General features: G+C 67.6%; 19 protein-coding genes and 1 tRNA gene. 4 read left to right on the top strand and 16 right to left on the bottom strand.

Annotation, left to right across the window (positions count from 1 at the left end; translation table 11 throughout):
* Positions 1–13 precede the first annotated feature (13 nt).
* The 9 genes from pafA to AC5RVD_RS12305 all read right to left on the bottom strand — a co-directional run bounded on the left by pafA (position 14) and on the right by AC5RVD_RS12305 (position 9,743).
* Entirely contained in the window at positions 14–1,375 is a 1,362-nt protein-coding gene (gene pafA / locus AC5RVD_RS12345; RefSeq protein WP_494127056.1) for a Pup--protein ligase, read from the bottom strand.
* A 2-nt stretch (positions 1,376–1,377) separates the two neighbouring features.
* Positions 1,378–2,109 carry a proteasome subunit alpha gene (gene prcA, locus AC5RVD_RS12340; RefSeq protein WP_494111156.1) on the bottom strand — a complete coding sequence of 244 codons (732 nt, stop codon included), beginning with the start codon at positions 2,107–2,109 and terminating at the stop codon, positions 1,378–1,380.
* Between the two features lie 2 nt (positions 2,110–2,111).
* Positions 2,112–2,948: a proteasome subunit beta gene (gene prcB / locus AC5RVD_RS12335; RefSeq protein WP_494111155.1), complete on the bottom strand. Its 837-nt coding sequence runs from the start codon at positions 2,946–2,948 to the stop codon at positions 2,112–2,114.
* 3 nt (positions 2,949–2,951) lie between these two features.
* Entirely contained in the window at positions 2,952–3,155 is a 204-nt protein-coding gene (locus AC5RVD_RS12330) for a ubiquitin-like protein Pup (protein WP_493978456.1), read from the bottom strand.
* Positions 3,156–3,197: 42 nt separating this feature from the next.
* Positions 3,198–4,796, bottom strand: a complete 1,599-nt coding sequence (dop, locus tag AC5RVD_RS12325) for a depupylase/deamidase Dop (RefSeq protein ID WP_494111345.1) — start codon at positions 4,794–4,796, stop codon at positions 3,198–3,200.
* Positions 4,797–4,810: 14 nt separating this feature from the next.
* Entirely contained in the window at positions 4,811–6,499 is a 1,689-nt protein-coding gene (gene arc, locus AC5RVD_RS12320) for a proteasome ATPase (RefSeq protein WP_493987534.1), read from the bottom strand.
* Between the two features lie 208 nt (positions 6,500–6,707).
* Positions 6,708–7,748 (bottom strand): tRNA (adenine-N1)-methyltransferase, encoded by a 1,041-nt coding sequence (locus AC5RVD_RS12315; protein WP_494111154.1) that lies wholly within the window; start codon positions 7,746–7,748, stop codon positions 6,708–6,710.
* A gap of 112 nt (positions 7,749–7,860) precedes the next feature.
* Positions 7,861–9,018, bottom strand: coding sequence for a site-2 protease family protein (locus tag AC5RVD_RS12310; RefSeq protein ID WP_494127055.1), 1,158 nt, complete (start codon positions 9,016–9,018; stop codon positions 7,861–7,863).
* Positions 9,015–9,743, bottom strand: a complete 729-nt coding sequence (locus tag AC5RVD_RS12305; protein ID WP_494127054.1) for an HAD family hydrolase — start codon at positions 9,741–9,743, stop codon at positions 9,015–9,017. The genes AC5RVD_RS12310 and AC5RVD_RS12305 overlap by 4 nt, the downstream gene beginning before the upstream one ends.
* A gap of 211 nt (positions 9,744–9,954) precedes the next feature.
* Here AC5RVD_RS12305 and AC5RVD_RS12300 point away from each other — a divergent pair, with 211 nt between their 5' ends.
* On the top strand, positions 9,955–10,815 hold the full coding sequence (locus tag AC5RVD_RS12300; RefSeq protein WP_494111344.1) for a PAC2 family protein: 861 nt from the start codon (positions 9,955–9,957) through the stop codon (positions 10,813–10,815).
* Positions 10,816–10,935: 120 nt separating this feature from the next.
* Here AC5RVD_RS12300 and mshC read toward each other — a convergent pair whose 3' ends face one another.
* Entirely contained in the window at positions 10,936–12,198 is a 1,263-nt protein-coding gene (gene mshC / locus AC5RVD_RS12295; protein WP_494127053.1) for a cysteine--1-D-myo-inosityl 2-amino-2-deoxy-alpha-D-glucopyranoside ligase, read from the bottom strand.
* Between the two features lie 110 nt (positions 12,199–12,308).
* Complete coding sequence (locus AC5RVD_RS12290) at positions 12,309–13,133, bottom strand: undecaprenyl-diphosphate phosphatase (protein ID WP_494111150.1); 825 nt, start codon at positions 13,131–13,133, stop codon at positions 12,309–12,311.
* A gap of 131 nt (positions 13,134–13,264) precedes the next feature.
* On the opposite strand from AC5RVD_RS12290, the gene AC5RVD_RS12285 reads away from it, so the two are divergent.
* Positions 13,265–14,200: an aldo/keto reductase gene (locus AC5RVD_RS12285; protein WP_494127052.1), complete on the top strand. Its 936-nt coding sequence runs from the start codon at positions 13,265–13,267 to the stop codon at positions 14,198–14,200.
* A 128-nt stretch (positions 14,201–14,328) separates the two neighbouring features.
* On the opposite strand, the gene AC5RVD_RS12280 is transcribed toward AC5RVD_RS12285, so the two are convergent.
* Positions 14,329–14,607 carry a hypothetical protein gene (locus AC5RVD_RS12280; RefSeq protein ID WP_493978463.1) on the bottom strand — a complete coding sequence of 93 codons (279 nt, stop codon included), beginning with the start codon at positions 14,605–14,607 and terminating at the stop codon, positions 14,329–14,331.
* Between the two features lie 52 nt (positions 14,608–14,659).
* Between AC5RVD_RS12280 and AC5RVD_RS12275 the strand changes: the two genes are divergently transcribed.
* The gene (locus AC5RVD_RS12275; RefSeq protein ID WP_494127051.1) at positions 14,660–14,893 is read left to right on the top strand and encodes a DUF5703 family protein; all 234 of its coding nucleotides are present in this window, start codon (positions 14,660–14,662) and stop codon (positions 14,891–14,893) included.
* Between the two features lie 30 nt (positions 14,894–14,923).
* Here AC5RVD_RS12275 and AC5RVD_RS12270 read toward each other — a convergent pair whose 3' ends face one another.
* Positions 14,924–16,081, bottom strand: coding sequence for an acyl-CoA dehydrogenase family protein (locus AC5RVD_RS12270; protein ID WP_494111149.1), 1,158 nt, complete (start codon positions 16,079–16,081; stop codon positions 14,924–14,926).
* 32 nt (positions 16,082–16,113) lie between these two features.
* Positions 16,114–17,418, bottom strand: a complete 1,305-nt coding sequence (locus tag AC5RVD_RS12265) for a M20/M25/M40 family metallo-hydrolase (protein ID WP_494127050.1) — start codon at positions 17,416–17,418, stop codon at positions 16,114–16,116.
* A 242-nt stretch (positions 17,419–17,660) separates the two neighbouring features.
* Between AC5RVD_RS12265 and AC5RVD_RS12260 the strand changes: the two genes are divergently transcribed.
* Positions 17,661–17,744: transfer RNA gene (locus AC5RVD_RS12260), tRNA-Leu, on the top strand.
* A gap of 78 nt (positions 17,745–17,822) precedes the next feature.
* Here the strand turns inward: AC5RVD_RS12260 and AC5RVD_RS12255 are convergent.
* Positions 17,823–18,449: a DNA alkylation repair protein gene (locus AC5RVD_RS12255; protein WP_494127049.1), complete on the bottom strand. Its 627-nt coding sequence runs from the start codon at positions 18,447–18,449 to the stop codon at positions 17,823–17,825.
* Between the two features lie 16 nt (positions 18,450–18,465).
* Positions 18,466–20,289, bottom strand: coding sequence for a thiamine pyrophosphate-requiring protein (locus tag AC5RVD_RS12250; RefSeq protein WP_494127048.1), 1,824 nt, complete (start codon positions 20,287–20,289; stop codon positions 18,466–18,468).
* Positions 20,290–20,311: the final 22 nt, after the last annotated feature.

The following is a 20,311-nucleotide window of genomic DNA, read 5'->3' as shown; positions in this document are numbered from 1 at the left end:
TATGCGGTGGCGGTCACAAGGTGGCGAGCAGTGCCTCGACCCGTGGGTCTTCGCTCCTGAACGGGTCCTTGCAGAGGATGGTCTGCTGGGAGCGGTCGTTGAGCTTCAGGTGCACCCAGTCGACGGTGAAGTCGCGGCCGTTTTCCCGTGCCGCGCGGACAAAGTCGCCGCGCAGCTTGGCGCGGGTGGTCTGCGGCGGCCGGTCCACGGCGTCCTTGACGTCCTGTTCCTCCACCACCCGTGCCACCTCCCCGCGGGCCTGCAGCAGGTGGTAGAGGCCGCGCCGGCTGGAGATGTCGTGGTAGGTCAGATCCACCTGGGCGATGCGCGGCGAATCCAGATCGATGGACTGGCGGTCCATGATCCGGTTGATCAGCCGCTTCTTGATGGCCCAGTCGATCTCCCGCTCAATGCCGCGGTGGTCGCCGGATTCGACCGCCGCCAGGGTCCGTTCCCACAGGTCGAGGATGCGTTCCACATGCGGGTTGTGTGCCCCGTTGGCCTCGACGAAGCCGCGGGCTTTGGACAGGTATTCCTGCTGCATGGCCAGCGCGGACATCTCACGCCCGCTGGCCAGTTTCAGCGGCCTGCGGCCGGTCAGGTCATGCGAGATGTCCCGGATGCTGCGGATCGGGTTTTCCAGCCGGAGATCGCGCATGATGACCCCGGCTTCGATCATCCGCAGGAGCAGGTCCACCGTCCCGACCTTGAGCATGGTGGTGGCCTCGGACATGTTCGAGTCGCCGTTGATGACGTGCAGGCGCCGGTAGTACTCCGCATCTGCGTGCGGTTCGTCCCTCGTGTTGATGATCGGTCGTGAACGGGTGGTGGCGGACGAGACGCCCTCCCAAATGTGGTCGGCGCGCTGGGAGAAGGCGTAGATGGACCCGTTTTGCGTCTTGAGCACCTTGCCGGCCCCGACCAGGATCTGCCGCGTCACCAAGAACGGAATCATGATGTCGGCGAGCCGGGAGAATTCGAGTTTGCGCGGGATCAGGTAGTTTTCGTGGCTGCCGTAGGAATTCCCGGCAGAGTCGGTGTTGTTCTTGAACAGGTAGACGCTGCCGCCGAAGCCCTCCCGCGCCAGGCGCTCCTGGGCTTCGTTCATTAAGTCTTCGAGGATCAGTTCACCCGCCCGGTCCTGCGCCACCAGTTGGGCGACGTCGTCGCATTCCGCGGTCGCGTACTCCGGGTGGGAGCCGACGTCCAGATAGAGCCGTGACCCGTTGGTCAGGAACACGTTGGATGACCTGCCCCACGTGACCACCTTGCGGAAGAGGTAGCGGGCCACCTCTTCGGGCGAGAGCGGGCGCGAATCCGGCGCCGAATAGGAGATGCCGAATTCGGTCTCGATCCCGAAGATGCGTCGATCCATGGCTAGCCGTCCGTTTCCTCGCCTAAAATTCGGGTCAGCTCAGCGGTTGGCAACCGGCGGAAGGCACGCCGGCTCCCCCGGTTGGACAGCGGGTCGCGGTCCAAAACGGCGACTTCCAGTCCCTCGGGACGCAGTTCCCTGCCCTGCCCGGCGTCCTGCTCGCCGGTCCCGCCCGACAGGGCGGCCACCGCTGCGCGGACCGCGCCGGAAAAGTCCCGCTCGCTGGCCCAGTTGCCGCGCAGCCTCTCGCCCACCGCCTCGGCCGAGCCGCCCATCACCACGAAGCCGCGTTCGTCGGCGATGGACCCGTCGAAGGTCAGCCGGAACAGCCGGTCTTCGGCGGGGGTATCGCCGACCTCGGCGACGGCGAGCTCCACCTCGAACGGCTTGCTGTCGGCGGTGAAGACGGCGCCGAGGCTTTGGGCGTAGACGCTGGCGAGGCCGCGGCCGGTGACGTCGTCCCGGTCATAGGAGTAGCCGCGCACGTCGGCGTAGCGGACACCGGCCTGGCGCAGGCTTTCGAATTCGTTGTATTTGCCGACCGCAGCGAAGGCGATCCGGTCGTAGATTTCCCCGATCTTGTGCAGCGCCGGCGAGGGGTTTTCGGCGACCAGCGCGATCCCCTCGGAGCAGCTGAGCACGACCACCGAACGGCCCCGGGCGATGCCTTTCCGGGCGAAGTCCGCCCGGTCCTTCATCAGTTGTTCGGGCGAGACATAGAACTGCTGCGTCATGCTCAGGCCTCCCGTCCGGCCACGGCGCGCGCCCCGATGACGGCCTCGGACGTGGTGGCCAGCTCCCGCTCCGAAATCCGGCGGGCGCCGGCGGCGTTGACCGTGTAGATCACGGGCCACACCTGCCGGACGGCATCCGGTCCCCCGGTCGCCGAGTCGTCGTCGGCGGCGTCGTACAGGGCTTCGATGGCCACGCGGACCGCTGCCGCCTCCTCCAGGTTCGGCTGCCAGAGCTTCTTCAGCGCCCCGCGGGCAAAGACGGATCCGGACCCCACGCTGTGGTGCTCCTGCTCCTCATAGCGTCCGCCCGTTACGTCGTAGGAGAACAGCCGGCCCACCCGGCGCTCGGCATCGAAACCGGCGAACAGCGGAATGACGGCGAGGCCCTGCATCGCCATCGGCAGGTTCGACCGGATCATCGCGCCCAGTCGGTTCGCCTTGCCGTCCAGGCTGAGCAGCGTGCCTTCGATCTTCTCGTAGTGCTCAAGTTCCACCTGGAAGAGCCGCGTGATGTCGAGGGCGATGCCGGCAGTGCCGGCTATGCCCAGCAGCGAATGGGAATCGGCCGGAAAGACCTTTTCGATGTGCCGGCTGGCGATCAGGTTGCCCATCGTTGCCCGTCGGTCGCCGGCCATGAGCACGCCGCCGGCGAACGTCATCGAGACGATGGTGGTGGCGTGCGGCACCATCGGTGCCGCCCCCGCAGGCAGCTGCTGGGCTCCGCGGGCGCCCGGCAGCAGGTCGGGGGCGGTGCGCGCCAGGTACTCGCTGAAGGAGGCGGTGGATGAATGGGAAATCTGGGCGAAAACGGAGCCCGGACCGCCGGCCGGCATGTCCATCAACTACTGCCCGCCCTTCTGCACGAAACCGCGCACGAATTCTTCCGCGTTCTGTTCCAGCACGCCGTCGATCTCGTCCAGCAGATCATCGGTGCCTTCGGTCTCGGCCTGCGCGGCAGGTGCGGCGGCAGGCTCGGGCGTGGGCTCGTCGTCGTACTCTTCGTCGTCGCGGCGCGAGTCCACGTTCTTGCGGTCCTGGGTTGCCATGATGGCCTCCTTCTGGTGGGACGATCGACTCGGTCCTAGTGCCTATGTTGCCACGTGGGGCTCGTTCGCGGGGCCCAGCAACGCCGTGATGAAGTCCTCCGCGGACGAAGCTTCCTCGAAGAGCCTGCCGGTGAGTTCGCGGTTGCCGCGCAACGGCTCGCGGGTGGGGATGCGCTGCAGCCGGCGCCGGTCGGGAAGATCGAAAATCACCGAGTCCCAGCTTGCCCCGACCACCTCCTGGGGGAAGTGCTGGATGCACTTTCCGCGGAAGTAGGCCCGGGTGTCCTCCGGCGGCTCGCCCACCGCGGCTTCGATCTGGGCGTCCGAGAGCAACCGCCGGATCCGGCCGCGTGCGGCCAGGCGGTGGTAGAGGCCCTTCTCGGGCCGGACGTCGGCATATTGCAGGTCGATCAGGCCCAGGCGCGGGTCGCCCCATTCCATGCTGTCCCGGTCCCGGTACGCCTGCAGCAGCTTGAGCTTGGCCACCCAGTCCAGTTGGTCGGCGGCGTCCATCGGGTCGCGGCGCAGTGTGTCCAGCACCTCAGCCCAGCGCCGAAGCACGTCCGCGGTCTGTCCGCTGTCGGTGTCGTGGCGGCGGCAGTGCTCCACCGCCGCCTGCAGGTAGATCTCCTGCAGGTCCAGGCCGGTGACCATGCTGCCGTCCTTGAGCGGGACCTTCTGCTGCAGGGAAGGATCGTGGCTGATCGCCTGCAGGGCCTGCACCGGGTCTGCCAGCTGGAGGTCCGGCACTTCCCCGTGTTCGATCATGGACAGCACCAGGGCGGTGGTGCCCATCTTCAGGAAAATCGACACCTCGCTCAGGTTCGCGTCGCCGATGATCACGTGCAGCCGCCGGTACTTGTCCGCGACCGCATGCGGTTCGTCACGGGTGTTGATGATGGGCCGTCGGATGGTGGTCTCCAACCCCACTTCGGCCTCGAAGAAGTCCGCACGCTGGCTGACCTGGTAGCCCGGCGTGCGGCCGTTGCTGCCCAGCCCCACCCGCCCGGCACCGCACACGACCTGCCGGGACACGAAAAACGGAATCAAACCCGTGACGATCCGGTTGAACGGCACGCTGCGCGGCATCAGGTAGTTCTCATGCGCGCCATAGGAGACCGATTTGTTGTCGGTGTTGTTCTTGTACAGGTTCACGGGTGAGAACCCCGGCGCTGCGGCAATCCTGCGCATCGCTGTCAGCACGACGGCGTCGCCCGCCTTGTCCCAGCGCACCGCATCCAGCGGGTTGGTCACCTCGGGCGAGGAGTATTCCGGGTGGGCGTGGTCCACGTACAGCCGGGCCCCGTTGCCGAGCACCATGTTCATGAGCACGCCGGAGGCTTCGTCCGTGTAGAACTCGTTGCCGGCCGCGCGGCCGCCGGCCAGTGCTATCTGCTCGGCGTCGAGGATCGGCGGGACATCGGTCAGTTGTGACGGGTCCGCCTGGTCGCGCGAAAGGTCGAATCCACGGGCATCGTGCAGCGGCTCCTCGTCGGTGTAATCCCAACGGGTGCCGGCCAGGTTCCCCAGGCCCTTCCGCATGGTCGCCGCATACGCGTTGATCACCTGCGAGGAGAGGACTGTGGAGTTGGCCAGGGGTTCGCCGGGAGCATGGATGCCATACTCCGTCTCCGAACCCATCACGCGATAGACGCTCACAAGTACTGCCCCGTGTTCGACATTGTTTCGATGGCCTTGCCGGCCTCCTGCCCGGCCTTGCCCTGCACGATAGTGCGGATGTAGGTGATCCGTTCGCCCTTCTTGCCGGATATCCGCGCCCAGTCGTCCGGATTGGTGGTGTTGGGAAGGTCCTCGTGCTCGCGGAATTCGTCCACCACGGCGCTCAACAGGTGTTCGATCCGCAGGCCCTTCTGCTGGTTGGTCAGCAGGTCCTTGATGGCGTTCTTCTTGGCCCGGTCCACCACGTTCTGGATGACGGCGCCGGAATTGAAGTCCTTGAAGTAGAGCATCTCCGTGTCGCCGCTGGCGTAGGTGACTTCCAGGTACTCGTTCGACTTGTCCGTGGAGTACATCTCCTCAACGGTGCGCTGGATCATCGCGTCGATGGTGGCCTTGCGGTCCTGCCCGTGCTCGGCGAGGTCCTCGGCGTGGATGGGGAGATTGGTGGTGAGGTACTTGGCGAAGATGTCCGCGGCCGCCTCGGCGTCCGGCCGGTGGATCTTGATCTTCACGTCCAGCCGCCCGGGGCGCAGGATGGCCGGGTCGATCATGTCCTCGCGGTTGGAGGCGCCGATGACGATCACGTTCTCCAGCTTCTCCACGCCGTCGATCTCGGACAGCAGCTGCGGCACGATGGTCGTTTCGACGTCGGAGGAGACACCGGTGCCGCGGGTACGGAACAGCGAATCCATTTCGTCGAAGAAGACCACCACCGGGCTTCCGTCGGACGCCTTCTCGCGTGCCCGGGCGAAAATCAGCCGGATGTGCCGCTCGGTCTCGCCCACGTACTTGTCCAGCAGTTCCGGTCCCTTGATGTTCAGGAAGTAGCTGCGGGTGTCGGTGCCGTTGCGCTCGATGGCCTTGGCGGCCAGGGAGTTGGCCACGGCCTTGGCGATCAGCGTCTTGCCGCAACCGGGAGGGCCGTAGAGCAGGATGCCTTTGGGGGCCTTCAGCCCGTGCTCGCGGTAGAGGTCGGGATGCAGGAAGGGAAGCTCGACGGCGTCGCGGATCTGGTCGATCTGCGGACCCAGGCCGCCGATGTCCTCGTAGGAGATGTCCGGCACCTCCTCGAGGATGAGGTTTTCCACCTCGCTGCGCGGGATCTTTTCCAGGGCGTAACCGCTGCGGGCGTCGATGGACACGGCGTCCCCGACCCGGAGCCGTTCGGTCCGCAGGGCGCCGGACAGCTTGACGACCCGTTCCTCGTCGGCCCGTCCGACCACCAGCACACGGTCGCCGTCGAGCATTTCCTTGATGGTGACCAACTCGCCGGAGCGCTCGAAGCCGAGCGCGGCGATCACCGTCAGCGATTCATTGAGCAGGACTTCCTGGCCGGGAGCGAGGTGGTCCATCTTGACCAAGGGACTGACCGCAACGCGCAGCTTGCGCCCGGACTGCACTATGTCCACGCTCTCCTGCACCATGGCAGCGTTGCTCGTGCCCGGCCGCGGCCTTTGCGCCTTGTTGACCTGGGTGATGGTCGCGAAGCTGAAGGGGGTTTCGCCGTCGCGTTCGAGGGCGGATTTGAGCCGAACGATCTCGGTCTTTGCGGTCTCGAGGGTGGAGACCAGCCGGGAATTGTTTTGCGTGGCTGCTGCCAGTTGCTTGTCCAAATGGCGCAGTTTGTCGCGCAGTACGTTGATCTGGCGCTGGGCGACCGTCAACGCGTCGCGCTGGTCGTCCTGCCGTTCAGCCGGTGCCGGTTGGTTGTTCTGGTTCTGGTGGTCGTTCATCACCGCGACCTGCTTCCGTGATCGGTTCCTTCCCTAGACACTAACCGGCACCCGAGCCGGCTGCACCTGTATACGAAAGAAAACGCCAAACCGAGACATGTTGTTCCAATGTCCTCACCGAAGCGGCCCGCGTCAGGCCTCAGTCGGTTTCGGGATTGAGGTCCTTGAACGCTCCGCGCTGCACGGTGGATGCTGCATCCTTGGCGACACGGCGAAGCCGGCGGTCGGACACGGTCCGCTCCCCCAGTGCCTCGGCATTCCAGTCGTCCTCGTCGCCGGTCCATACCTGCACGTCCTCGGCCGCGAAGCCGGTCTTGGACGGACGGCGCTTGGGCGTCAAGCCGGTCACGCCGCCGGCCAGCCGGCGGGCCGTGAGCAGGAAGCCGGTGTGCGCCACCATGCGGTGGTCGGGCCGGACGGCCAGGCCCTCCAGGTGCCAGCCGCGCACCATCGATTCCCAGCCGTCAGGTTCGGTGAACCGGCCGTCGGCGCGGATCGCCTCGGCGGTACGTGACAATTGTGTAACGGTGGCCACGTAGTTGATCCACACGCCGCCGGGCGCCAACACCGTCGCCACCGCGTCGAGGCATTCCCACGGTGCCAGCATGTCCAGCACCACCCGGTCCACGCTGCCGGGTTCCTCGGCTTTGATGACTTCGTCCTGGAAATCACCCAGCGAGATCTGCCAAGCGGGGTGCGGTCCGCCGAAGAAAGTCTCCACGTTGCCGCGCGCAACGTCGGCAAATTCCTCGCGGCGCTCGAACGAGTGCAGCCGTCCGCCGTCGCCCACCGCGCGCAGCAGCGAAATGCTCAGGGCACCCGAGCCGACGCCCGCCTCCACCACCCGGGCACCCGGGAAGATGTCCGCCATGGTCACTATCTGGGCCGCATCCTTGGGGTAGACGACGGCGGCACCGCGCGGCATGGAGAGCACGAAGTCCGAAAGCAGCGGGCGCAGGGCCTGGTACCGGTGGCCCACCGTGTTTGCCACGACGGTGCCCTCTTGCCGGCCGATCACCTCGTCATGGGGAAGGAAGCCCTTGTGCGTATGGAATGCGCCACCGGGCGTCAGGGTGATGGTGTTCATCCGGCCCTTTTCGTCCGTGAGCTGGACCCGTTCCCCGGGCCGGAACGGCCCGCGTCGCTGGTCGGCGCCGTGCGCGCTGGTGGAGGAGCTCATGCGTGGATCACTTCCGGTCGTTGTTGGTGCGGCCGCGGCAGTGCGTGCCGGGCCGGTTCGTCGATTGTATTCCGGCCGCCGGTCAAGTACCCGGCGTCAGCGGTTGCCGGGCTCAGAGCCTGCCGGCCTTGCCGGTGATGGCCCGGACCACCGTGCTTTGCTGGAGCACCCCGGTCACGCGGCCTTCGCCGTCGATCACGGCATACTCGCTGCCGGCCAGCCGGGCCAGGTACTGCACCAGTTCCTGGCCGGCGGCCGCCTCCGGGACGTACGCCCCCGGCGCCAAGGCCCGGGAGACGGCCGCGGCCGGCGTGCGGGCGGCGGCCGGCGGCGGCACCTGGCCCAGCGCGTCGCGGTCCACTATTGCTTCGGGTTGGCCGGTCGCGGCGGTGAGCACCACGGAGAGCCCCGGGTGCCCCTGGATCAGCTGCTGCACCTGGTCCACCGTGGCGGTGGCGGGCAGCGACGCGGCCGGAAGCTTGAGCTGACCGGCGCTGACGGACGGCAGGCGCAGCCGCATCCGGGCGTGCGAGATGGCCGAACTGGCGCCCATCCAGAGGAAACCGCACACCAGCACCATGAGCACCACCATCTGGAGGTCCGGCGTTGTGCCCCGCAGCAGCGGGACGCCAATCACGCCGATCACCAGCAGCACCACGATGATGCGGCCGGCCCAGCCCGCCGCCACGGTTCCCTTTTCCTGGCTGCCGGTCGCTTTCCAGACGGCGGTCTCCACCAGCCGTCCGCCGTCCAACGGGAGCCCCGGCAGGATATTGAAAACGGCCACCAGGAAGTTGGCCCAGATGAAGATGTCGGTCAGCAGGAACGGAATCGGTTCGTCGCGGAACAGCGGCAAGACCAGCATGCCGAGGCCGGCCAGCGCGAAGTTGGCCACGGGCCCGGACAACGCCACCAGCAGGGACTTGCCCGGCGTGGCGTTGAAGTTGTCGAATTGCGTATGGCCGCCCCAGAGGTTGAGCACGATTTTGGCCGACGGCCACCGGAAGGTCCGGGCCGTCAGGGCGTGGGCGAGTTCGTGCACCAGCACGGAGAACAGCAGCAGCAGCGCGTATCCGAGGGCCACGGCGTAGGCTCCCACGCCGATTTCCGGCATCAGGCGCTGCACCTGGGGGCCGAAGATCAGCACGATGAAGGCGGCGATCACGAACCAGGACCAGGCCAGCACCACCGGGACACCGAACATGCGTCCCAGGGGAATCCCTTCGCTGCGTTCTTTTTCCTCGGGCGGGCGGGGTGTCTGCGTGCTCATACTCCTGCTTCCTGGGCGGCGCGCACCAGGACGCGCTCCAAGTCCCTCAGGCCCTTCCCGGACAGGCTCTCCCAGTGCGGGCGCCCCGGTGCCGGCGGAACGGGCACGACGTGCGGAATGGCCACGGTCACGAGGCCGGCGGCTTCGGCGGACGCAACCCCCGGGACCGAGTCTTCCAGCGCCACGACGTTCTGCTTGTCGGCGCCGGGCAGCTGGCTGCTGAGCCAGTCGAAGGCCTGCTGGTACGGTTCGGGGTCCGGCTTGCCGCGCGTGACCATGTCACCGGTGACAAGGTGCCGGAAGCTGCCCTCAGGCAGGGCACGGACCACCTCGGCGGCCAGCTTGGTCTCGCTCATGGTCACCAGGACCGCCGGAATGCGTTCCTCGGCCAACTCCGCGAGCAACTCCCGTGCGCCGGGGCGCCACGGGATGCGGCCGAGGACACGTTCGGTCACGGCGTCGATCAGCCGGTCGACAATTTCGCGGATACCCAGGTCGACGCCGGCCTGCTGCAGCACGGCGGCCGAGGTCTCCAGCGCGTTGCCCACCAGCTTCTTGCCCAGCTCTTCGTTCCACACCCCGCCGAACGAAGCGACCAATTCGGATTCGGCTTCGATCCAGTATGGCTCGGTGTCGACGAGCGTTCCGTCCATGTCCCAGAAAACGGCCTGCAGGCCGGACGACGGATGGCTGGACGCAGCGGGGGAAGGGTCAATTACGGGCATGCATCCAGTCTACGGGCCCTTCCTGCCCGGCCCCGGCATGGCCGCCGGCACGGGCCCCGGCATGGGCTACGGCACCGGAATCGGGCGGCTATGCTTTGCGCGAATCGAATGTTGGCTCACTGACAAGCCGTGCCGGGAGGATTAGGGTGAAACCGTGAGTACTCAGGACAGTGGCGACCTGCCCACGGAAGGCGACGGCGAGCAGCGCGGTTTGCACTTGCTGTTTCCGCAGACGAAGCCCGGCGAGAAACCGCGGCGTTATACCGTGATGCTGGCTGCATTCGAGGGCTGGAACGATGCCGGCGAAGCCGCCACGGACGCCGTCAAATACCTGAGCCGGCTGTGGGACAGCCACAAGGTGGCCACGGTGGACCCGGACCTTTACTACGATTTCCAGTTCACCCGGCCCGTGGTGCACCGCACCGGCTCCGGGGAACGCCGGATCAAATGGCCGACGACGAAACTGACCCGCAGCAGCATCCCGGACACGCGGCTCGACATCATCTTTGTCCACGGCGTGGAGCCGTCCTACCGCTGGCGTGCCTACACCGCGGAGCTGTTGGCCCACGCCGAAGAGCTGGGCGTGGACTGCATCATCCTGGTGGGCGCCCTCCTGGCCGATGTGCCGCACACGCGCCCCATTCCCGTCACGGTCACCAGCGACGACGACGACGTCCGCCGCGCCCTGAATACCGAATCCAGCCAATACGAAGGCCCCACCGGCATCGTCGGGGTGTTGTCCGATGTCGCCTCGCTGGCCGGCATACCCACGATGTCTGTCTGGGCCGCGGTGCCGCACTACGTGGGACAGTCGCCCTCGCCCAAGGCGGAGCTGGCGTTGCTGCACCGGCTGGAGGACATCCTGCAGGTCCCGCTGGAAGTGTCGGTCCTGAGTGAAGAAGCCGAAGCCTGGGAGCGCGGCGTGGACGAACTGGCCACCGAGGATCCGGAAGTCGCCGCCTATGTGCGTCAGCTGGAGGAAGCCAAGGACACGGCCGAGCTGCCGGAAGCGACCGGGGAATCCATCGCCCGCGAATTCGAGCGCTACCTGAAGAAGCGCGGGAAAGAGTAACGGCCGGGCAGGAACGGCACAGCGCTCGGCGGTCGGGGCGGCATTCCCGTGCCGACCTCGTCGCCGCTGAGGGTCGCTGCCCGCCCCGCCGGCCTGGCTGTTCCTGCTCCGGCTGCGGAACTAGAGCCGGATGCCCAGCAGCGCGTCGAGCAGCGCCGCGAACTGTTCGGCGCCGTCCCGGGCCTGCCCCGCGGCCTGCTGGCGGGAGTGCTCGGCGAAGCCGTCGATTTCGGCCAGGGCCGCGGGTGCGTTGAGGTCATTGGAGAGCGCCCGGCGGATTTGCTGCGCAAGCTCGGGTACCTGTTCGGCCTGCACGCAGGGGGCCGCGTCGCGCCAGGCTGAAAGCCGTGCCTGCGCCTGGCGGAGCAGATCCTCGGTCCAGAACCAGTCGCTGCGGTAATGCTGGCCCAGCAGCACGGTGCGGATCGCGGCCGGTTCCACGCCTGCCTCCCGCAGGGCCGAGACGAGCACGAGGTTGCCCTTGGACTTGCTCATCTTTTCGCCGTCGAGGCCGACCATCCCGGCATGCACGAAGTGCTTGGCCAGCGGCTTGCCGGTCATCGCGTAGGCGTGCCCGGCGCTCATTTCGTGATGCGGGAAGCTCAGGTCCGAGCCGCCGGCCTGGACGTCAAAGGTTTCCGGCAGGAATTTGCGCGCGATCACCGAACACTCGATGTGCCAGCCGGGGCGGCCGGCGCCGAGGGAGGCGCCGGGCCACTCGGGTTCCCCGTCGCGGGCAACGCGCCACAACAGTGCGTCCAACGGGTGCTTCTTGCCCGGGCGCTCCGGATCGCCGCCGCGCTCGGCGAAGAGCGGCAGCATCTGACCTTCGGTCAGCCTGGACGTGGCGCCGTTGTGCCAGCCCGGTCCTGCGGCGGCAACGGAGTCGAAGTAGACGTCGCCGTCGGGCTCGCCGCCGGCACCGGGGACGCGGTAGGCGAGGCCGCGGGCCAGCAGGTCTTCCACCACCGGAACGATCCACTCGATCGATTCCACGGCTCCCACGTACTCCTCGGGCGGGATGACGTTGAGTTCTTCCATGTCCGAGCGGAACAGCTCGGTCTGGTCCTTCGCCAGCAGCTGCCAGTCCATGCCGGTGGCCTCGGCGCGTTCCAGCAGTGGATCGTCGATGTCCGTGACATTCTGCACGTACTTGACGGTGCGGCCGGCGTCGCGCCAATAGCGGTTGAGCAGGTCGAAGGCCACGTAGGTGGCGGCATGGCCCATGTGGGTGGCGTCGTACGGGGTGATACCGCAGACGTACAGGCTTCCCGTGGAGGACGGCTCAAGCCGTACCAGCGACCCCACGGAGGTGTCGTGGATGGTCAGTTCGTCTTTGCCGCCCGGGATTTTGGGTACGGCACGGGCATTCCAACCAAGCACTCTTGAGTTTCCTTCCGATGAGGCGAACGGACGCAGATGGCGGGCGGGCCGCCGTCGTAAATTACGCTCCTAACATTCAAGGATGCAGGAGCCGGATAAATTCCCGGGCGTCAGGCGTTGATGACTCCGAAGCCCAGCAGCACGAACAACAGCGCGCCCAGGGCGATCCGGTACCAGACGAAGAGCCGGTAGCTGCGGGTGGACACGTACTTCAAGAACCAGCCGATGATCACGAAGCCCACGCCGAAGGCCACCACCGTGGCCAGCGCGGTCTCCCCCAGCCCGTAGGGCCCGGGTTCGCCGAAGCTCTTGGCCAGCTGGTACAGGCCCGAGGCGAAGACCGCCGGGATCGCCAGCAGGAATGAATACCGGGCGGCGGCCTCGCGGGTGTAGCCCATCAACAGGCCGGCGGTGATGGTGCCGCCGGAGCGCGAGACGCCCGGGACCAGGGCCAGCGCCTGGGCCAGCCCGTAGAGGATGCCGTGCTTGTAGGTGAGCTTGTCCAGCGTGCGCGTCTGGCGGCCGATGGAGTCGGCGATGGCCAGGAACACGCCGAAGACAATCAACATGGTGGCCACGATCCACAGGCTGCGGAAGGTGGATTCGATCTGGTCCTGGAACAGCAGCCCGAGCACGCCGATGGGGATCGAGCCGATGATCACCAGCCAGCCCATCCGGGCGTCCGGGTCGTTCCGCGGCACCTTGCCGGTGAGCGAGCCGAACCAGGCCTTGATGATGTTGACGATATCGCGCCAAAAATAGACGACGACGGCGGTCTCCGTGCCCAGCTGGGTGATGGCGGTAAAAGCAGCCCCGGGATCGGCGGCACCGGGCAGGATCTCTCCGACGATGCGCAGGTGGGCGCTGGACGAGATCGGGAGGAACTCGGTCAGGCCCTGCACGAGCCCCAGGATGATTGCTTCTAGCCAATTCACATCCTCGACCTTATGGCACGCAGGCCCGCGGAACGGAAACGGACACAGCCGCGGCGGCGAAGATCCGACCATGGTATGAGGACGGCGGGCCGCTGCCAAGGGCACGGCGCCGCAGGCCATAAGCTGGCTTTATGGAGCACAATCGCTTGGGTCACAGCGGGCTGAAGGTCCCGCAGCTGTCGCTGGGAACGATGACGTGGGGAGAGGAAACGGACGAGGAGGCCGCGGGCACCATGCTGCGCGCCTACCTGGACGCCGGCGGCACGCTGCTGGACACCGCCGCGCCCTACGCCGAAGGCCGCAGCGAGGCCATGCTCGGTGCGTTTTTGGGCGAACTGGTCCCCCGGCAGGAAGTGCTGGTGGTCTCCAAGGCGGGGGTGACGCGCAGCGAGGGCCGGCGCGAGGTGGACACGTCGCGCGGCGCCATGCTGCGCAGCCTGGACGCCAGCCTGGCCCGGCTGGGCACGGACTACCTGGACCTGTGGCTGGTCCATCTCTGGGACGACGGCGGCGCGCCGCTGGAAGAAACCCTGTCGGCCCTCGAATATGCGGTGTCGTCGGGCCGTACCCGCTACGTGGGAGTGTCCAACTACTCGGGCTGGCAGTTGGCCCGCGCGGTCTCGACCAGCCCGGTTCCGCTGGTAGCGGTGCAGAACGAATATTCGCTGCTGCACCGCCGGCCCGAACACGAGGTCATCCCGGCTGCCCGCGCCCTCGGGCCGGGTTTGATGGCCTGGTCGCCGCTGGGGCGCGGCGTCCTGACCGGCAAGTACCGTACCGGCATACCTGCCGATTCCCGGGCCGCCTCGGAGCAGCACGCCCGCTACGTGGAACCGTACCTGAGCGGCCGGCCGGCCCGGATCGTGGATGCGCTGGCCACCGCTGCGCGCGGCCTGGACGTCCGGCCGCTGGACCTGGCGCTGAGCTGGGTGCTGCAGCGGCCCGCCGTCGGCACGGCAGTGGTGGGGCCCCGCACCCCCGCCCAGCTGGAAGACATCCTGAGGGCTCCGCTGGACGCCCTGCCAGCCGCGATCGCCCAAGCGCTGGACGAGATTTCCACGCCGTAACTCCCGCACCAAACGGGTGCTCTGTGCGCTGAACCAGTGGGAATTCCGCGCACGGAACACGTGGAACTCGGGCGCGGCGGCGCCGGCGCCAAAAACGCTTGATCAGGTCCGGGCGGCCCCGGGGCGTGCTACTTTTCTTCGATCTCCAGATCGTCGTCGAACGGGTCCACCACGTCGTCGGGTTCGTCCATGCCCTCGTCGTCCGACTCGTCGTAAATGACCAGCGGCGTCACTTCGCCGTAAGCATCGTAGAGCGCGTCCTCGTAGGTCTCGAACGATTCCATGATGGACGAGAACGCTGCTTCCACGGCAGGATCGTCATCACCCCGGCGGCTGGATGCGGCGGCCAGATGCTCCTGGAGGGCGGAAACCAATGACTCGAGTGCGACGCGCGGATCAATGCTCATGCTGTAGACGTTAGCCGCAATGTGGAGAATAAGTGAAGAGAACAGGAGGGCAATGAGAGAACAATTTCTGGGTGCCGCCGTCACCCGCGAACGCGACTACGCCCGGGAGTACGAATACCTGGTCCTGACCGTGAATAAAGACGAATCCGTCGGCGAAGCCCGCCGCGCGCTGACCGAGCACGCCGAGTACGGCAAGTGGGATCTGGTCCGCACCCGGCTGTACCTGGGCGGCAGCCGCAAGTACTGGCTCCGCCGCAGGGTGCTCAAGGTCGAACGCACCGCCTGACCCCGCGGCAGGCGGTGCGCGCGGCCCGCGTCAGTCTTCCAACGGCCCCAGCCAGGCCGTTGCCACGGTGCTGTGCGCGGACTCGTCGTCCGAGGGGTGGTACAGCCCGGCCAGCACGTCGCGGTACAGCCGCTCCAGTTCCCGGCCGCGGAAGTAGCCGCCGCCGCCGGAGACGCGTACCGCCTTCTCCACCACGTCCTTGGCGGTTTCGGTGGCCCTGATCTTGATGCCGGACAGTTTGGCGAACCAGAACTTGCCGTGGTCGGCCAAAGTGTCCACGTCGCGGGCAATGGACGCCAGCTGCGGATACAGCCCGTCCATGGCCAGGGCGGCATCGGCCACCCGCCAGCGGATGTCCGGATCCTGCGCGTAGCTCTTGCCTGTTTTCAGCGAACGACGGCGGTGCACGGCTTCCACCGCAAGGTCCAGGGCGCGCGTGCCGATCCCCGCGTAGACCGACGAGAGCAGGATTTCGAAGCACGCGAAGATGCCGAAGATCAACGGATCCGGATGGGGTCCCACCGGCAGTTTCCGGAAGACCCTGTCCGGTGCGGCAACCGCGCCTTCCAGCACCGTGGTGTTGGACTGGCTGGCGCGCATGCCCAGGGTGTTCCAGTCGTCCTTGATCCGGTAGCCGGGCTTGTCCCGGTCGATGAACCCCCACACCAACTGCGGTTCGGTGCCGGAATCGTCGCGGCCAAAGACCCCGAGCCGCGTCCAGGCGGGCGAGAGGCTGGTGAACACCTTCGTACCGGTGAACTCATAACCGCCGTCCCCGCGGGGTGCGGCGACGGTGCGCGAATCGAAGAGGACCTGGTCGTTGCCGGCCTCGGAGACCCCGAACCCGAAGACTTCGCCGCGGCCGGCCTCGGCCAGGACGTAGTCCATGGAGTCGTCGCCGCGGGCCTTGAGGACCCGTGCGACGCCGGTCCAGACCAGGTGCATGTTGACCGCCAGCGCCGTGGCCGGCGCTGCCGTGGCCAGCCGCATCTGCGCCCTGGCCGCCTCTTCCAGCGTGTAGCCCAGGCCCCCGTCTTCCTCCGGGACGAACATTTTCAGGTAGCCCGCCTCGACGAGGTCGGCGAAGTCTTCGTGGAAGAAGCTGTTCGCTTCGTCGTAGCCTGCGGCCCGGCCCCTGATGGTCTCGAGCAGGTGGTCCGGGAGCAGTTCTTCAACACTGGCGGGCATGCCGGTGGTCCTTTCGTCGTCGTGAAAAGAAGTCAGTAGGTGGTGAGCAGGCGCTGCAGGACGCGGGTGCCGAACTTCAGCGACTCCACCGGAACCCGTTCGTCCACACCGTGGAACATCCCGGTGAAATCCAGGTCGTCGGGCAGCCGCAGAGGAGCGAAGCCGTAGCCGGTGATGCCGAGCCGGGCCAGCGCCTTGTTGTCCGTCCCGCCGGAGAGCGTGTACGGCAGCACCACGGCGTCGGGATCCTCATGTGCGAGCGAGTCGATCATGGCGTCCACCAGGTTGCCGGCGAACGGCACCTCCAGCGACCTGTCCTGGTGCACGTAACTGACCTGAACATCGGGGCCGGCCAGTTCACGGATGGTGGCCAGCACCAGCTCTTCCTGTCCGGGCAGCGTCCGCGCGTCAATCCGCGCCTCGGCCAGGCCGGGAATCACGTTGTCTTTGTAGCCGGCCTTTAACACCGTCGGGTTGGACGTGTTCTGCAGGGTGGCGCCCACAAAGCGGGCCAGGGTGCCCAGTTCCTTGAGCAGGATGTCGGGATTGTCCGGATCGAATTCGACGCCGGTCAGCTCGGTCACGCCGTCGAGGAATTGGCGGGTGGTGTCCGTCAGTTCGATCGGCCACTGGTGGGCTCCGATCCGGGCAACGGCGGCCGCCAGCGTGGTCACCGCGTTGTCAGTGTTGATCTGGGAACCGTGCCCGGCCCGGCCGGCGACTGCGAGCCGCAGCCACGCGATCCCCTTCTCCGCGGTCTGGAGCAGGTACGCGCGGCGGCCGCCAATGGTGGCCGAGAAGCCGCCCACTTCCGAGATGGCTTCGGTGGCGCCGTCGAAGAGCTCGGGACGGTTCTCCACCGCCCAGCGCGCCCCGTACGTGCCGCCGGCCTCTTCGTCGGCGAAGAACGCGAAGACAATGTCCCGGCGCGGCTGGATGCCGCTGCGGGCCATGTGCCGCGCCACCGAGAGGATCATCGCGTCCATGTCCTTCATGTCCACGGCGCCCCGGCCCCAGATGAGGCCGTCCCGCTCCTCGCCGCTGAACGGATCCACCTGCCAGTCATCGGCCTGTGCCGGCACCACGTCAAGGTGGCCGTGTACCACCAGCGCGGGAGCCGAGGGGTCCGTGCCGGCCATCCTCGTGACGACGGACGCCCGGCCCGGCGCGGACTCGAACACTTCGGTCGCCAGTCCAACCTCTTCCAGCAGCCCGGCCGCATACTCGGCGGCCGGCCTCTCCCCCGGCCCCTCGTTGCTGCCGTAGTTGGAGGTGTCGATCCGGATCAGTTGCCGGCAGATCTCGACCACTTCTTCGTGCGGGCTCGGTACAGTCATGAAGGCTCCTCGAAATCGATGTCTGTCCCCAGCCTAACGAGCAGGAGCGGCCGAAGGCAGCAGCTGTTCCGCCGGGGCGCCGCGGCAGGGCGCGCGGACGGATCCGTGCCCGGCGCCGGCGCCGTCGGGCCGACGCCGGGCACGATTCAACAGTTCGGGCAAAACATGTTAGAGTTTTTCTCGCTGCTTTCGACGGAATCGGTGCGCCTGAGGGCCTCCGGAGATCCTGCGAAAGTCCACCTGCGCGGGTGGCGGAATGGTAGACGCGCTAGCTTGAGGTGCTAGTCCTCTTATTGAGGGTGAGGGTTCGAGTCCCTTCCTGCGCACAGAGAAAGCCCCGGACGTCCGGGGCTTTTTTGTGCCCCGGCGGCGCGGAAGGCCGGGCCGTCTCTGCCGCGGCGTCCCTACGGAGACGGCATCCACTCCTGACCGATCGCGGCCGATTCGGCGCGCACCACGGTGACCGCCTCCCGGACAATGCCGCTGTCGTCGTCCTCCGCCGCACGGGCCCGGCGGATAAAACCGCCGGCGTCCCCCCGGCCGGCACGCACCGCCCGCAAGGGTGCCAGGAGGGCAGCCCGGCGCAGCCACGGGTTCTCTTCTTCCGCCCAGCGGTCGAGGATCGCTTCGCCGCGCGCGCGGGGCTGGCCGGTCAGCCCCTGAATCAAGGGGCCGACGACGTCAACGGCGAGCGGGTCCGCCAAGGCCGCCGTGCGCGCGTCCCGCAGGAAACCTTCCAGCCGCGTCAGGTCCGAGCTCCGCAAGAGGCGTTGGTTCGACTGCAGCAGTACCACGGCGGCCAGGCGCCGCTCAAAGACCGGCGGGGCCCACAGTTCGGAGCTGAGCGCGGTCACGTCGTCGTGCGAGAGCGGCCGGAACTTCCGCCCGGCGTCCCGGACCGTGCCCCTGACCGCGCCCACCGACGCACCGTAATAGCGCAATCCTTCGCCGGCCGCATTCTGCGCTTCCGCCCGTTCCCAGGAGGCTTCCCGCTGCAGAGTGACGTCGATGAATTCTGCCGCCGCACTCATCCCTCGATTCTTTCATTTACTCGGTATCCCGGCCGGACTCCCCCTGCCCGGGTCCCGGGTCGTTACTGGCTTCTTCCTGTTCGGTGTAGGTGCGCAAGAGGTCCTTCGCGCCGTCGGCCGCCGGGCCTTCCTGATCCAGTGACCGCTGCATGGTTTCGGCGTTTTCCCGGCCGGCGGGGAACGGCGGGAGCAGCGGAACATCGGGATCGGTGAGCACCTCGATCAGACACGGCCGGTCGGCGGCCAGTGCCTCTTCCCATGCGGCGCCGAGCTGCTCGGGGTCCTCGACCCGCTTCCCGTGCAGTCCCAGCAGGCGTGCATAGCCCGCGTAGTCGACATCGGGCAGGGCCTGGCTGTCCGCGAAACGCGGCTCGGCCTCCATCTCCCGCTGTTCCCAGGTCACCTCGGCGAGTTCCCGGTTGTTCAGCACGCAGACCACAAAACGCGGGTCCATCCACTGCTGCCAGAGCCGGCCGACGGTGATCAGTTCGGCGAGGCCGCTCATCTGCATGGCCCCGTCTCCGGTGAGGGCGACAACAACCCGTTCCGGGGAGGCCAGCTTGGCGGCAATGCCGTACGGCAAGGAACAGCCCATGCTCGCCAGCGTGCTGGAGAGGTGCGCCTGGGCGCGGGCCGGCAGCCGCAGCTGCCGGGCATACCAGTAGACGGAACTGCCTACATCGACGGCGAGCAGGCCGTCCGGAGGAAATCTTTCGCTGAGCTCAAAGACCACCCGTTCGGGGTTGACGGGTTGCGCCGGCGTCATCGCCCGCTGCCGCGACAGCTCGCGCGACTGCCGGACCCAGCCCTCCACCTGCGCCCGCCACGGGCCCGCCGTGCGGTCCTCAAGCAGCGGCAGCAGCGCCTCCAAGGTGGTCGCGGCGTCGCCGGTGAGCGCCGCCTCGACCGGATACCGGTTGCCGATGGCACCGGAATCGTTGTCCACCTGCACGGCCCGGGCGGCGCCGGGCGGCGGGTAGAACTCTGTCCAGGGATCGTTGGAGCCAACGATCAGCAAGGTGTCGCAGTTTGCCAGCAGTTGGCCGCTGGCGGCGGTGCCAAGATGCCCCATTGTTCCGGCCGCGAAGGGCAGCGACTCGTCCACATAGGGTTTGCCCAACAGGCTGGTGGCAATGCCTGCCCCCAGCTTCTCTGCCACCGCCACCACCTGCCCGCGGGCGTCCCGCGCTCCCTGTCCCACCAGCAGGGCAATCCGCTGCCCGGCGTTGAGCACGGCCGCGGCTGCGCGCAGGTCGTCCGGGTCCGGGACCACGTGCGCGGGGCGCCAGATCGGCGCGGTGGCCACTACGCCGTGGGCGTGCTCGAGTTCGGGAGCGGGCAGTTTCTGGATGTCGTGCGGAATGATCACCACGGCCGGGCCGCGGGCGGACAGGGCCGCCTTGAAGGCCCGGTCCAGCACCAGCGGAACCTGCTCCGGGGTGCTGACCTGCTGCCCGAAGGTGGCGACGTCCTTGGTGAGGTTGGCCAGATCCACTTCCTGCATGTACCCGGAGCCGAGCGCGGTGCGCGACTGCTGCCCGACGATGGCCACGACCGGAACGCTGTCCAGTTTGGCGTCGTACAGGCCGTTGAGCAGGTGCACGGCGCCGGGGCCCTGGGTGGCAGTGACCACCCCCACCCCGCCCGTGTACTTGGCGTGCCCCACAGCCATGAAGGCGGCATTTTCCTCGTGCCGGGCCTGGATGAATTCGATCGTCCCCGCGCGCCGCAACGCGCCCATGAACGTGTTGATGCCGTCCCCGCTGTAGCCGAAGATCCGCGGGACTTGCCAGGCGCTAAGCCGATCGACGATAAGGTCTGCCACGAGCCGCTGGGCCATGTCCACTCCACTCGCAATAGTC

Source organism: Arthrobacter sp. THG-b23, assembly GCF_059091265.1.
Note: the sequence above shows the minus strand (reverse complement) of the source record. Positions and strands in the feature narration are given on the sequence as shown.